13 protein-coding genes are annotated in these 13,730 nt (G+C 67.2%); 4 read left to right on the top strand and 9 right to left on the bottom strand.

The window, feature by feature from the left end; all coding sequences use genetic code 11:
- Both tgt and queA read right to left on the bottom strand, forming a co-directional pair.
- A complete protein-coding gene (gene tgt / locus AC1RRV_RS12080) occupies positions 1–1,119 on the bottom strand; it encodes a tRNA guanosine(34) transglycosylase Tgt (protein ID WP_492859879.1) in 1,119 nt (372 codons plus the stop codon).
- Positions 1,119–2,219, bottom strand: a complete 1,101-nt coding sequence (gene queA / locus AC1RRV_RS12075) for a tRNA preQ1(34) S-adenosylmethionine ribosyltransferase-isomerase QueA (protein ID WP_492859878.1) — start codon at positions 2,217–2,219, stop codon at positions 1,119–1,121. Before queA ends, tgt begins: the two co-directional genes overlap by 1 nt.
- 127 nt (positions 2,220–2,346) lie before the next feature.
- Between queA and AC1RRV_RS12070 the strand changes: the two genes are divergently transcribed.
- Positions 2,347–2,964 carry a hypothetical protein gene (locus AC1RRV_RS12070; RefSeq protein ID WP_492859877.1) on the top strand — a complete coding sequence of 206 codons (618 nt, stop codon included), beginning with the start codon at positions 2,347–2,349 and terminating at the stop codon, positions 2,962–2,964.
- A gap of 40 nt (positions 2,965–3,004) precedes the next feature.
- On the top strand, positions 3,005–3,982 hold the full coding sequence (locus AC1RRV_RS12065; RefSeq protein WP_492859876.1) for an endonuclease/exonuclease/phosphatase family protein: 978 nt from the start codon (positions 3,005–3,007) through the stop codon (positions 3,980–3,982).
- Positions 3,983–4,035: 53 nt separating this feature from the next.
- Here the strand turns inward: AC1RRV_RS12065 and AC1RRV_RS12060 are convergent, their stop codons facing one another.
- The 3 genes from AC1RRV_RS12060 to AC1RRV_RS12050 form a co-directional block, all read right to left on the bottom strand.
- On the bottom strand, positions 4,036–4,503 hold the full coding sequence (locus AC1RRV_RS12060; RefSeq protein WP_492859874.1) for a peptidylprolyl isomerase: 468 nt from the start codon (positions 4,501–4,503) through the stop codon (positions 4,036–4,038).
- A 93-nt stretch (positions 4,504–4,596) separates the two neighbouring features.
- On the bottom strand, positions 4,597–5,442 hold the full coding sequence (locus AC1RRV_RS12055) for a peptidylprolyl isomerase (protein WP_492859873.1): 846 nt from the start codon (positions 5,440–5,442) through the stop codon (positions 4,597–4,599).
- 1 nt (position 5,443) lies between these two features.
- The gene (locus AC1RRV_RS12050; RefSeq protein WP_492859872.1) at positions 5,444–6,262 is read right to left on the bottom strand and encodes a peptidylprolyl isomerase; all 819 of its coding nucleotides are present in this window, start codon (positions 6,260–6,262) and stop codon (positions 5,444–5,446) included.
- A gap of 238 nt (positions 6,263–6,500) precedes the next feature.
- Between AC1RRV_RS12050 and AC1RRV_RS12045 the strand changes: the two genes are divergently transcribed.
- Positions 6,501–7,487, top strand: a complete 987-nt coding sequence (locus AC1RRV_RS12045; RefSeq protein WP_492859871.1) for an iron-containing redox enzyme family protein — start codon at positions 6,501–6,503, stop codon at positions 7,485–7,487.
- A gap of 25 nt (positions 7,488–7,512) precedes the next feature.
- On the opposite strand, the gene coaD is transcribed toward AC1RRV_RS12045, so the two are convergent.
- A complete protein-coding gene (gene coaD, locus AC1RRV_RS12040; protein ID WP_492859870.1) occupies positions 7,513–8,001 on the bottom strand; it encodes a pantetheine-phosphate adenylyltransferase in 489 nt (162 codons plus the stop codon).
- Between the two features lie 29 nt (positions 8,002–8,030).
- The gene (gene gyrA / locus AC1RRV_RS12035) at positions 8,031–10,805 is read right to left on the bottom strand and encodes a DNA gyrase subunit A (protein WP_492859869.1); all 2,775 of its coding nucleotides are present in this window, start codon (positions 10,803–10,805) and stop codon (positions 8,031–8,033) included.
- 125 nt (positions 10,806–10,930) lie between these two features.
- Between gyrA and sodC the strand changes: the two genes are divergently transcribed.
- Entirely contained in the window at positions 10,931–11,455 is a 525-nt protein-coding gene (gene sodC, locus AC1RRV_RS12030) for a superoxide dismutase[Cu-Zn] (RefSeq protein ID WP_492859868.1), read from the top strand.
- Positions 11,456–11,464: 9 nt separating this feature from the next.
- Here the strand turns inward: sodC and AC1RRV_RS12025 are convergent, their stop codons facing one another.
- Both AC1RRV_RS12025 and AC1RRV_RS12020 read right to left on the bottom strand, forming a co-directional pair.
- A complete protein-coding gene (locus AC1RRV_RS12025) occupies positions 11,465–12,406 on the bottom strand; it encodes a DMT family transporter (RefSeq protein ID WP_492859867.1) in 942 nt (313 codons plus the stop codon).
- A 6-nt stretch (positions 12,407–12,412) separates the two neighbouring features.
- Positions 12,413–13,675, bottom strand: a complete 1,263-nt coding sequence (locus AC1RRV_RS12020; RefSeq protein ID WP_492859866.1) for an adenosylmethionine--8-amino-7-oxononanoate transaminase — start codon at positions 13,673–13,675, stop codon at positions 12,413–12,415.
- Between the last annotated feature and the right edge of the window lie 55 nt (positions 13,676–13,730).

Genomic DNA, 13,730 nt, shown 5'->3' with positions numbered 1-13,730 from the left:
CTAGCCTTCGCTGAGGTGCCGGGCGCGGAAGTCGCGACGGAACCGCTCGAAGCGACCTTCCTCGATCGCGGCGCGCATGGCCGCCGTCAGGGCCTGGAAGAAGGCGATGTTGTGCCAGGACAGCAGAACCTGGCCCAGGATCTCCTCGGCCTTGAACAGGTGGCGCAGATAGGCCTTCGAATAGTCGCGGCTGGCCGAGCAGTCGCTGTCGGGATCCAGCGGGGACTCGTCCTCGGCGAACTTGGCGTTCTTCAGGTTGATCGGCCCGTCCCAGGTCCAGGCCTGGCCGTGTCGGCCCGAGCGGGTGGGCAGGACGCAGTCGAACATGTCGACGCCGCGCGCCACGGCTTCCACCAGGTCGATCGGCTTGCCGACTCCCATCAGATAGCGCGGACGGTCCTCGGGCAGCAGGCCCGGGGCGTAGTCCAGCACCTCGCACATCGCCTCGTGACCCTCGCCGACCGCAAGGCCGCCGATGGCGTAGCCGTCGAAGCCGATTTCACGGAGACGATCCGAGGACTCCCGGCGCAGGTTCTCGAAGGTCGAGCCCTGCTGGATGCCGAACAGCACTTGGCTGTCGCGGGTTCCGAAGGCGTCCTTCGAGCGCTGAGCCCAGCGGGCGGAGAGCTCCATGCCCTTGCGCGCCCTCGCCTCCTCAGCCGGCCAGGCGACGCATTCGTCCAGTTGCATGACGATGTCGCTGCCCAGCAGGTCGGCCTGGATCTCGATCGAGCGCTCGGGCGTCAGGACGTGCTTGGAGCCATCGACGTGACTGGAGAAGGTCACCGCCTCCTCGGTCAGCTTGCTGATCCCCGACAGGCTCATGACCTGGAAGCCGCCGCTGTCGGTCAGGATCGGCTTGTCCCAGCGCATGAACTTGTGCAGGCCGCCCAGGCGATGCACCCGCTCGGCCGAAGGGCGCAGCATCAGGTGATAGGTGTTGCCCAGGATGATATCGGCGCCGGTGTCCTTGACCTGGTCGACGGTCATGGCCTTCACCGTCGCAGCGGTGCCCACCGGCATGAAGGCCGGCGTGCGGATGTCGCCTCGCGGGGTCTTCAGCACGCCGGTGCGGGCCTTGCCCTCGACAGCTTTGATCTCGAAGGGGAACGCGGCCATCAGCGGGTCTCGTCTTTGAATAGCAGGCTGCCGTCGCCGTAGGAATAGAAGCGGTAACCCGTCGATATGGCGTGCTCATAGGCCTCGCGCATCGCCCTTTGGCCGGCGAAGGCGCTGACCAGCATGAACAGGGTCGACTTGGGCAGGTGGAAATTGGTCATCAAGACGTCGGCGGCGCGGAAGCGGTAGCCGGGCGTGATGAAGATAGCGGTCTCGTCGGCGAACGGCCGCACGACCCCGTCCTCGCCCGTGGCGCTCTCCAGCAGGCGCAAGCTGGTGGTGCCGACGCAGACGATCCGGCCGCCAGCGGCGTGCACGGCGTTGAGGGCGTCGGCGACGGCTTGGCTCACCTCGCCGAACTCGGCGTGCATCTTGTGCTCGGAGACGTCGTCGGTCTTGACCGGCAGGAAGGTTCCCGCCCCTACGTGCAGGGTCACGAAGTGCAGCGAGACACCCTTTTCCTTCAGGGTTTCAAGCAGTTGCGGAGTGAAGTGCAGACCGGCGGTCGGGGCGGCCACCGAACCGTCCTCGCGGGCGTAGACGGTCTGGTAGTCGGCGCGGTCGCGTTCGTCCTCGCCCCGCTTGGCGGCGATATAGGGCGGCAGCGGCATGTCGCCGTGGCGGGCGATGCCGATGTCGAGGTCAGGACCCGACATGTCGAAGGCCAGCACGATCTCTCCGCCCTCGTGCTTCTCGGCGACGGTGGCGTCGAGGCGGTCGAGCTCACAGGCGCGATCGTCGCGCGACCCAAAGGCCACGCGGTCGCCGACCTTCAGCCGCTTTCCGGGGCGCATGAAGGCGCTCCAGCGGCTAGGCGAGACCCGGCGGTGCAGAGTCGCCTCGACGGCCACGGGCGCGCCGTCTCCACCGCCCGTCGTGCGGCCTTCGCGCAGGCCGGAAAGGCGCGCGGGGATAACGCGGGTGTCGTTGAAGACGAGGGCGTCGCCGGGACGCAGGAAGTCGGGCAGCTCGCGGACGACATGATCAGCAAGCGGCTGACCTGGGCGCACGACAAGCAGGCGCGCGGCGTCACGCGGCTCGGCCGGACGCAGGGCGATATGGTCCTCGGGCAGGTCGAAGTCGAAGTCGGAAAGGCGCATGGGCGGGCTTCAAGCGCACGATGGGCCCGGAACGTCAAGACTCCCGCCCTCGCGAGCGCGCGGTGGACAAGTCCGGCGGGTCGACGTCATGCTTCGAATGAACACCATTCTTCGGGGGAAGACCGCCATGAAACGCCTGCTGGCCCCGGCGCTCGCGCCGCTGTTGCTGCTTGCGGCCTGCGACAGCAAGACGGCGGCGCCGACCGCTCCAGCGGAGCCCGCGGAACAAAGGACGGCTGCGGCCCCACCGCCTTCGTCGGCCTTCCCGGCGACGGAGGTCGGCTTCAAGCACGACCCGAGTCTCGACCTTGGCGGCTTCTACTTCACCGAAACCACGGTGCAGAAGGGCAGTTGGAAGCTGGAGTCGCTCAACATCGGAGGACCGTCCGACTTCGCCGAGTGGGAAGCCGGCAAGCGCTCGGCCACCTACGCCCCGATCTTCCTGGCCTTCCAGGACGTCGCCAGCCCCACGGCCGAGAACGAACTGGGCCAGACCTATCACACCGTCAGTTTCCGGCTGCTGCCCGACAGCTACAGCGTCGACGCCAAAGAGATGACCTTCCGGGCCAAGGACGCGCGGCTGGGCGAGGTCGTCCTGTGGCTCGCACCGGACCTCGCGGCCCTCAAGGCGGCCAAGGCCGCCGGCCCCAATGGCGGCGCGGTGCGGACGGTCTTCACGGGCAGCCTGCAGATCGGCGAGGAGCGCATCCGCAACATCAGCTTCATCTACCACCCCGGCGAATAGCCGCGCCCCATCCCTTGTCGAGGCGTGCTATGGGCCAACCATGCGCTTGATCGTCCAACTCCTGAGCCTGCTCGTGCGGGGCACCGCCTTGATGCTGGGCCTCGTCGGGGCCGGCATGGCCGTGGCTTGCCTGGGCGGGGTGTTCAGCGACCGGCTGGACGCCCTCACCCACGCCATGCCTCTATGGCTGGCCATGGGTGTGGGCGCGGTGGTGCTGGGCGGCCTCTTCGCGCGTGATGGCGAGCGCTGGGTGATGGTGGGCCTGGGCGCGGCGACCCTGGCCGCCTGCGGCGCCCTGATGGGCCCCGAGCTGTGGGCCGCTTACAAGTTCAAGCCGTCGACCGAAGCGCCCAGCGACCTCAAGGTGATCCAGTTCAATGTCTGGCACGAGAACCGCTCGCCCAGGAAGAGCCTCGACTGGCTGCTGGCCCAGGACGCCGACGTCGTGGTCCTGGAGGAAGGCGCCGGCGACGCCCTGCCCGTCGTGAAGGCCTTGCGCGCCGAGTATCCGTTCGCGTCATGCGACAAGGCCAGCCGCTGTGAGACCTGGATCTTCTCACGCAAGAAGATGGTCGCGCGCGGCGGCATGCCGCCGGAAATGCCCTATCTGTCCGGCTCCTGGGCGACCCTGGCCGATCCGAAGGGTTCGTTCACCGTGGTCGGCGTCCACTACACCTGGCCCATCCCCGCCGGACCGCAGCAGGCCCAGGGTCGCAAGCTGGCCGGGGCCCTGGAACAGTTCGACCGCAAGAGCCTGATCCTGACCGGCGACTTCAACTCGACGCCATGGTCCTTCACGCTGAAGCGCCAGGACAAGGCCCTTGGCCTCCGCCGCTGGACCCTGGCCATGCCGTCCTGGCCGGCCGGCAAGTTCTCGCGCGTCGCGCCCGCACCAGCGCCCTTCCTGCCGATCGACCACGTCTATGCGGGCGACCAGTGGCACGCCGTGAAGGTCGAGCGCGGTCCGGCGCTCGGTTCCGACCATCGCCCGATGATGGTGACGTTCCGCCGCAAATAGAAACGGCCCCGGACTGGGTCCGAGGCCGTTCCGAAACGTCGCGTCGCTGAGCCCTAGGCGTCGGCGGCGATCTTGGCGCTGACGATCTTGCCCGGCGCGCGCGGCGGCTCGCCCTTGGGCAGGGCGTCGACATGCTCCATGCCCTCGGCCACCTGGCCCCACACGGTGTACTGACCGTCCAGGAAGGTGGCGTCGTCGAACACGATGAAGAACTGGCTGTTGGCCGAGTTCGGATCGGGCGTACGGGCCATCGAGCAGACGCCGCGCACGTGCGGCTCCTTGCTGAACTCGGCCTTGATGTCCGGCTTGTCCGAACCGCCACGGCCGGTGCCCGACGGATCGCCGCCTTGGGCCATGAAGCCCGGGATCACGCGGTGGAAGACCACGCCGTCATAGAAGCCCTCGCGGACCAGTTCCTTGATGCGCTCGACGTGGCCAGGCGCCAGGTCGGGACGGAGCTTGATCGTGACCGGACCGCTCTCGAGGGTCAGGATCAGGGTATTTTCGAGGTCGGCCGACATGGTCTTCCCTTGGGGTGAGATTTGTTGTGACCGCGCTTCTAGCGTGGTTTACGCCCGACTGTGAACCGCATTGGTCCCGGAAACGGTAATCGCTCAGCGAAGCTCGACCGGAAGATCGATATCGCAGACCGAGAAGTCCGCACCTTTCAGTGCGCGCAGACGCTTGGTCTCCGCCGCGAACCAGGCCCCCTTCGGATCGATCACGCGGATCCTGGGACGCTCGTTTTCCGGAATATCCGACAACAGACGAACCTTCTGCATCAGGTCCTGCGGCGCCGGCACGGGCTCGCCCGTCTTGATGGCGCGCACCGCGTCCAAGCCGCTGATGACCCGGCCAAAGGCCGTGTAGCGCTTGTCCAGCGACGGATAGGGCTGGCGCATCAGGAAGAACTGGCTGTTGGCCGAGTTGTTGTCCTCGTCCCGCGCCATGCCGACCACGCCGGGGCAGTAGGTGCCCCAGGCCGAGACCTTCTTGTCGCTGGTCATCTCGCTCCAGCTCCAGTTCTGGCTGACGACCGGCAGCGACTTGACGAAGCCGACCTCCAGGCCCGCCGGGGCGGCCATGGGAACGAAGCCGATCTCGGCCGTGCGGCGGAAGGTGAACTCGGCCTTCAGGTTGGGCTTGTCCGAACCGCCCTCGCCCGTATTGGTCGGATCGCCCGTCTGGGCCATGAACCGATCGATCACGCGGAAGAAGGTGCGGGCGTCATAGAGCCCGGCGCGGGTCAGTTCCTGCAGGCGCGCCACGTGGTTCGGGGCGACCTCGGGGACCAGCTCGACCAGCACGCGGCCCTTGTTTGTGTCGATCACCATCACCGTCTCGGGCGCCGGCGTTCGCCAATCGGCCTCACCCGGCTTGGCCGGGGTCGAGGCCGCCAGGACCGGCGTGGTGATCGCGGCCAGGCAGAGCCCGGCCAGGAGCGCGCGCGAAAGGGTCATGTCATTTCACCTGAACAGGAACGTCGAGGTCACAATTGGTGAAGCTGGCGCCCAGCTCGCCCTGACGCTTGGTCACCAGCGCCTTGAAGGCGGCCGAGCGGGTGTCCATCACCAGGATCGAGGGGCGCTTGTCCGCCGGCAGGTCGGCCAGCAGCTTGACGCTGATCATCTTGTCCTGCGGATCCGGCACCGGCTCGCCGGTCTTGATGTTGCGCACGACCTCCACGCCCTGCAGCACGCGGCCGAAAGCGGTGTAGGTCTTGTCGAGGCCGGCATTGGTCTGGCGCATGAAGAAGAACTGGCTGTTGGCGCTGTCGGGATCGCCCGCGCGCGCCATGCCCAGCACGCCACTGCAGAAGTTGCCCCAGGACGCCACCTTGCGGTCGGCGGTCATCACCGCCAGGCCCGAGGGCTGGCTGGTCACCGGCAGCGAACCGAACCAGCCGGACTCGTTGCTGCCGACCTTGAAGGGCGCGCCCAGCGGCAGGTCCGCCCCGCGGCGGAAGGTGAATTCGGCCGTCAGGTTCGGCTGGTCAGAACCGCCCTGCCCCGTGTTCTGCGGATCGCCCGTCTGGGCCATGAAGTCGCTGATGACACGGAAGAAGGTCAGGCCGTCATAGAAGCCGCGCTTCACCAGGCCCCGCACGCGCTCGACATGGTTCGGCGCGGTCTGCGGATAGAGCTCGGCGATGATCCGGCCTTTGTTGGTCTCGACGACGATGACGTTGTTGGGGTCCGGAGTGCGCCAGTCCGAAACGGTCTGGGCCGAGGCCGTGGTGGCGGCAAGCGCCAGCGCGGCGGCGGTCATGGCGAGCTTCATCGAAATCCCCGAACAGAATAGGTCGGGTGGGCGTAGAACGCCTCAGCCTCCCCGACAAGTGCGTAGCCGTTGAAGCGCAGGAATTCGGCCGGATCGGGGCGAGGATGGGAAGACCGAGCTAAACCTGTCACGGGCACCCGCGACGGCGCCGACTTGTCGACATTGGAACGCACCCGTTCCCGCCTCGTTTGTGATGCTCGCCGCCGGAGCGCGGCTAGTCAAATCAGGGAGGAGCACCATGCAAGACGCACGTCCGGACCACTCCTTCACGCATACGCTTGGAGCAGCGAGCATGTTTGGTGGCGAACGCCTTTCGCGCCTGGGCGCCTTCAGCCCGCAATTTCCCGACGCCGAGGCTCTGCACAAGGGACTGGCCCACTGGAACCATCGCCGCCTGACGCCGGAGGCGCCGACGCCGAATTGGCGCGACGAGATCGACGAAGAACGGCGCATGAAGCGTCTGGAGGGCGATTTCATCGAGGCCTTCCGAGCCCATGTGGAGCCGCTGCTGACCGACCTCCCTGAGAACGCCGGAGCGTTCGTCGAATGGTTCGAGGCGCTGAAGGACCACGGCCCGGGTCAGTGGGACCCGTTGTTCGACTGGCTGGAAGGCGCGGCTTCGCTGGAAGACCTCAAGTGGTTTCTCACGCAAGAAGCGGCGGGCGAAGCCGGCTTCGACGACCTTGTCGCTTTGACCCAGGTGAAGATCCCCGACCGCGCCAAGCTGGAACTGGCGCGCAACTACTGGGACGAGATGGGCCGGGGCAATGAGCGTGGCATGCACGGCCCCATGCTGACGCGCACGACGGCGACGCTGGGGCTCTCGCCCACGATCGACAGCACCCTGTGGCAATCGCTGTGCTTGGCGAACACCATGACCGCCTTCGCCACGACCCGACGCTATGCCTGGCATTCGATCGGCGCCTTGGGTGTCGTCGAACTGACGGCGCCGACGCGTGTGGCCTGCGTCGACGCCGGGCTCAAGCGTACCGGCGTCGCCGCCGAGGCGCGCAAGTACTTCGCCTTGCACGCCCAACTCGACATCGAGCACTCCAAGGCCTGGAACGCCGAGGCGCTTATCCCGCTGGTGTCGGAAGACCCGCGTCGGGCTCGCTTCATCGCCGAGGGCGCCATTATGCGCCTGATCTGCGGTGAGCAGTGCTTCGACACCTATCGCGCCCATCTCTGGGCGCACACACATCCGCTAGTCTATGCCGCCGAATAGGTCGCCGCCGCCGGCCTGACCCGGTTCAGCGTTTGACCTTGGCCACCAGTTGCTCGGCCACGCCCGCCGGCACGAACTTGGAGATGTCGCCGCCTAGCGAAGCGATCTCCTTGACCAGGCGCGAGGCGATGGCCTGGTGGCGCGGATCGGCCATCAGGAAGACGGTCTCGATCTCGCGATCCAGTTGCTGGTTCATCGCCGTCATCTGGAATTCGTATTCGAAGTCGGCCACGGCCCGCAGGCCGCGCACGATCATCTGGGCGTTCACGTCGCGGGCGAAGTGCATCAGCAGGCTTTCGAACGGCCGAACCTCGATCTGAGCGATCTTGGTCAGGTGCGCCGTTTCCTTCTCCAGGATGGCGACCCGTTCCTCGAGCGAAAACAGCGGCCCTTTGCCGATGTTTACCGCCACCCCGATCACCAGCTTGTCCACCAGCTTCACGGCCCGCCCGATGATGTCGAGGTGGCCATTGGTGACCGGATCAAAGGTCCCCGGATACAGCCCAACCCGCATGCAACCCCCTGCTCTAAGGATTCGAGGGATTACGGGGTCTCATCCGCCCCGCTGTCCTCGCCCTGATTGTCGTCACCGCCGGAATCGGCGAGGCGCTCGACGCTGACGACGTGCTCGTCCTGCGCGGTGCGGAAGATGGTTACGCCTTGAGTATTCCGCGCTGCAACACGAATTTGCGAGACCGGCACCCGGATGAGCTGGCCCTGGTCGGTGACGAGCAGGATCTGGTCGCTCTCATCGACCGGGAACGAACCGACCAGGCGGCCGCCGCGCTTGCTGAGATCCTGGGCGGCCAGACCCTGGCCGCCACGGCCCGTACGACGGAAGTCGTAGGCGCTGGTGCGCTTGCCGAAGCCTTCCGACGACACGGTCAGCAGGATTTCCTCGGCCGCGCCCAGTTCGGCGATGCGTTCCGGCGACAGAGAGGCTTCCCCAACCTCATCCTCGGCGTCGTCGGCGGGCGCCGCGACATCCTCGCCCTCTTCGCCGTCCGTGGCGCGCAACATGGCGCGCTGGTGCTTGAGGTAGGCGGCCCGCTCGGCCGGCGTGGCGTCGACGCTGCGCAGCACAGCCATCGAGATGACGGTGTCCTCGCCGGCCAGCTTCACGCCGCGCACGCCCGTGGAATCACGGCTGGCGAACACGCGGACCTCGTCGACCGAGAAGCGGATGCAACGGCCGGCCGCCGTGGTCAGCAGCACATCCTGGTCGGCGGTGCAGACCGCCACGCCGACGATGCCGTCGCGGCCGCCCAGCTCATTGGGATCGAGCTTCATGGCGATCTTGCCGTTGCGGCGGACGTCCACGAAGTCGCTGAGCTTGTTGCGACGAACGCTGCCCGAGCGGGTGGCGAACATCACGTCCAGGCTGCCCCAGGTCGCTTCGTCCTCCGGCAGGGCCAGGATCGAGGTAATGGTTTCGCCCGGCTCGATCGGCAGCAGGTTCACGAACGCCTTGCCGCGCGAATTGGCGACGCCCAGCGGCAGACGCCAGACCTTCAGCTTGTAGACCTTGCCACCCGAGGTGAAGAACAGCAGCGGGGCGTGGGTCGAGGCCGAGAACACGCGGGTGACGGCGTCCTCGGTCTTGGTCGCCATGCCCGACTTGCCCTTACCGCCCCGGTGCTGGGTGCGGTAGTTGGCCAGCGGCGTGCGCTTGACGTAGCCACTCATGGTGACGGTGATGACCATGTCCTCGCGGACGATCAGATCCTCGTCTTCCATGTCGGCGTCGCCGTCGACGATCTGGCAGCGGCGCGGAATGGCGAACTTCTCGCGGACCTCGACCAGCTCCTCGCGAACCACGGCCATGATGTTGGCGCGGTCGGACAGCAACTCGAGATAGCCCCGGATGGCGTCGGCCAGGGACGCGGCCTCGCTGCCGATCTCATCGCGGCCCAGGCCGGTCAGGCGCGACAGGGTCAGGGCCAGGATGGCGCGAGCCTGCTCGTCGGTCAGGCGGATCAGGCCGCCCTCTTCCTGGAGCGTGCGCGGGTCGGCGATCAGCTCGACCAGCGGCAGCATGTCGCCGGCCGGCCAGGACTTGGCCACCAGGCGCTCGCGGGCCTCGGTCGGGTCCTTCGACGAGCGGATGATGTGGATGAACTCGTCGATATTGGCGACGGCGATGGTCAGGCCGACCAGCACGTGGCCACGATCGCGAGCCTTGCCCAGCTCGAACTTGGTCCGGCGGACGACGACCTCCTCGCGGAAGTCGACGAACAGCTTGATCAGCTGGTGCAGGCCCATCTGCTCGGGACGGCCACGGTTCAGGGCCAGCATGTTGACGCCGAACGAGCTTTGCAGCGCCGTGAAGCGATAGAGCTGGTTGAGGATCACTTCGCCCGAGGCGTCGCGCTTCAGCTCGACCACGATGCGCATGCCGTCGCGGTTGGACTCGTCGCGAATGTCCGACACGCCCTCGATCCGCTTATCGCGGACCAGCTCGGCGATGTACTCGACGAGGTTGGCCTTGTTCACCTGGTAGGGAATGGCGGTGATAACGATGGCTTCACGGCCGGCGCGGATCTCTTCCACCGTAGCCAGGCCACGCATGATCACCGAGCCGCGGCCCGTCAGCAGCGCCTGGCGCGGGCCCGCGCGGCCGATGATCTCACCGCCGGTCGGGAAGTCGGGGCCTGGCACCAGGTCCAGCAGTTGGTCGGTGGTGACGTCGGGGTCGTCGATCAGCAGCAAACAGGCGTCGACGATCTCACCCAGATTATGCGGCGGGATGTTGGTGGCCATGCCGACGGCGATGCCGCCGGCGCCGTTGACCAAAAGGTTCGGGATCCGCGACGGCAGGACGGTCGGTTCCTGCTCCTTGCCGTCGTAGTTATCGGCGAAGTCGACCGTGTTCTTGTCCAGGTCGGCCAGCAGCGACATGGCCGGCGGGGCCATGCGGCATTCCGTGTAGCGCATGGCCGCAGGCATATCGCCGTCGACCGAGCCGAAATTGCCCTGGCCGTCGATCAGCACCAAGCCCATCGAGAACGACTGGGTCATGCGGACCAGGGTGAAGTAGATCGAGGCGTCGCCGTGCGGGTGATACTTACCCATCACGTCACCGACCACGCGGGCCGACTTCACATAGGGACGCTCCGGCGTCTGGCCCTGCTCGTGCATCGAGAACAGCACCCGACGGTGCACGGGCTTGAGGCCATCGCGCGCGTCCGGCAGGGCGCGGCTGACGATCACGCTCATCGCGTAGTCGAGATAGGAGCGGCGGAGTTCGTCCTCGATATTGATCGGGGCAACATCCCCGCGAGAACCTTCGGCGGGGATCGTGGTGTGTTCGTCGCTCAAGGGGATTTTTCGCCGTCAGAATCGGACACGGAACAGTCTGAAACTGTTAGCATTGGGATGGGGACGGCGCCACCTTTCCGGCCGCTTCATCCCCGCCTGTTTGCTTGAATTCGAAGGAAAAACGCATGATCCGCCTCCCCGCCGCCACCGGTGTCGCCATAGCCGCTCTGATCGCCGCCTCGCCCGCCCTGGCTCAGACCACCGCGACCTCGGTCATCAAGACGGGTGACGGCAAGGACGCCGGCGTGGTCACGCTGACCGAAGCGCCGCATGGCGTGCTGTTGAAGCTGGAACTGAAGGGCCTGACGCCCGGCTGGCACGCGGTCCATTTCCACGAGAAGGGCGACTGCGGCGCGCCGGACTTCAAGTCGGCCGGCGCCCACGTCCACACGGCCGCGACCACGGTCCACGGCCTGCTGAACCCGGCCGCCAACGACAGCGGCGACCTGCCGAACGTCTTCGCTAGCGCCGACGGCGCGGCCACGGCCGAGGCCTATTCCACCCTGGTGTCGCTGAAGGGCGCCGGCGGCCGCCCGGCTCTGCTGGACGCCGACGGTTCGGCGATCGTCGTCCACGCCAGCCCCGACGATCACAAGACCCAGCCGATCGGCGGCGCCGGCGCGCGCGCCGCTTGCGGCGTGATCAAGTGATCAAGTGATCTAGGCGATCTCGGTCAAGGCCGCTTCGGCCTTGGCCCTTTTCTCGGTCAGGGCGACCAGGGCCACGCCGATCATGGTCGCCGCCCCGCCAATCAGGAGCTGGACCGACAGCTTGTCGCCCAGGAACATCACGCCGATCGTGCACGACACCAGCGGCGTCAGCAGGAAATAGGGCGTCACCCGTCCGGCCTCACGTCGCTGCACGAGCCAGAACAGCAGCGCGCTGGCCCCGATGGTCGAAACCACGCCCGCGAACAGCACGCAGGCCCAGGCGATCGGCGGCGCGGCCTGCATCTTGGCGACCTGATCGGTTTCGAACACAGCCGACATCGCCAGCAGCGCCGGTGTCGCCACCAACGCGGTCATGCCTTGCAGCTTCAACGGCTTGATCCCCGGCGTCTTGCGCACCAGCACCGTCGCCACGGCCCAGCAGGCGCTGGCGAAGACGATCAGCAGGATCGCCGGCAGGTCCTTGGATGCGTGTGGGTCCAGGCTCATCCAAGCCACCCCCACAAAGGCGATAAGCAGCCCCACGACCGCCGGCAGTCGCATGGTTTCACCCAGCATCCGCCAGGCGAAGATGGCCGTGAACGGGATCCACAGCTGACTGGCGACGACCAGCGGGCTCAAGGCGTCGGCCATGCTGAAGGCCACGTAGATCGCGCCGAAATGGATCGGCCCCGTCAGCAGCACGATGGTCAACAGCTTCTTCGGCTCGGGGAACGGCGGCTTGATGAACGGGAACAGGAACGCTAGCGCGGCGGCAAAGCGCAGGCCGCCCATCAGCATCGGCGGGAGATAGGCCGTCGCCACCTTGGCGGCGGCGTTGTTGATCCCCCAGGTCAGGATGATCGCGAGGATCGCGAGATATTCCAGGACCGTAAGCGGGGACGACTTGGAGGACATGGCCGTGCTTGGACCAGACCCCGTCCCTCGGGTCAATCGCGGTCAGGCGACGCCGACCACCTTGCGGACAGCGGTTGTCAGCAGGGCCAGATCATCGTCCGGCGTCGTGAAGGCGGGGGTCAGGTAGACCAGCTTGCCCATGGGCCGGATCCAGGCGCCCAGCTCGGCGAAACGCGCACAGAGATCGCTCACCGCGACCGGGTCCTCGAACTCGACGATGCCGATCGCACCGAGGGTTCTGACGTCGACGACGCCCCGCCCGACCCGACACGGCTCCAGTCCCTCGGCCAGCGCCGCCGAGACGCGCGCGACGTTGCTGGACCAAGTCCCATCCTCGAACAGGTCCAGCGAGGCGTTGGCGGCCGCGCAGGCCAGGGGGTTGGCCATGTAGGTCGGGCCGTGCATCAGCGCCGCGCCGGGGTCGTCGGACCAGAACGCCTCGAACACCCTAGACGAAGCCACCGCCGCCGACAGCGGCAGGGTCCCGCCGGTCAGGGCCTTGGACAGGGTGACGATGTCGGGCTCGATCCCGGCCGCCTGCATGGCGAACAGGGCCCCGGTGCGGCCAAAGCCTGTAAAAATCTCGTCGAAGATCAGCAGCACGCCATGCTTGTCGGCCAGGCGGCGCAAGACCTGCAGAACTTCCGGCGGATGCAGCAGCATTCCACCAGCGCCCTGGACCAGGGGCTCGATCAGGATCGCCGCGATCTCGTGCCCCCTAGCCGCGAGCAGCACGTCTAGCGCCGCCTCGCTTTCCGCGTCGCGCGGCAGGTCGGCGATGACCTGGTCGGGCATGACGCCGGCGAACAGACTGTGCATGCCCTCTTCCGGGTCGCAGACGGTCATCGTCGCCAGGGTATCGCCGTGGTAGCCCCCCCGGAAGGCCAGGAACTTGGTCCGCCTCTTCACACCCCGATTGATCTGGAACTGCAGCGCCATCTTCATGGCGATCTCGACCGACACCGAGCCGCTCTCGGCGAAAAAGACGTGGTTCAGATCGCCAGGCAGCAGCTTCGCCAGGCGCGCCGCCAGGCGATAGGCCGGCTCGTGCGCCAAGCCGCCGAACATCACATGCGGCATGCGGTCGATCTGCTCGCGCAGGGCGGCGGCGATGTGGGGATGATTGTAGCCGTGACAGGCCGTCCACCACGAGGCGAGACCGTCGACCAGTTCACGCCCATCGGCCAGAACGAGCCGCGAACCGTGCGTGGCGACCACCGGCAATGGCGGCCGCGCGGTCTTCATCTGGCAATAGGGCCGCCAGACGTGCGGGGCGCCTTCGGTCAGCCAGGTCGGATCGGACATAATGGCGCTTTCCGTTTGCGGACTCGGGGCGCCTTGCCTATGCCCCCGGGTCACT

This window comes from Caulobacter sp. GW821-FHT11E10, from assembly GCF_058808375.1.
Note: the sequence above shows the minus strand (reverse complement) of the source record. Positions and strands in the feature narration are given on the sequence as shown.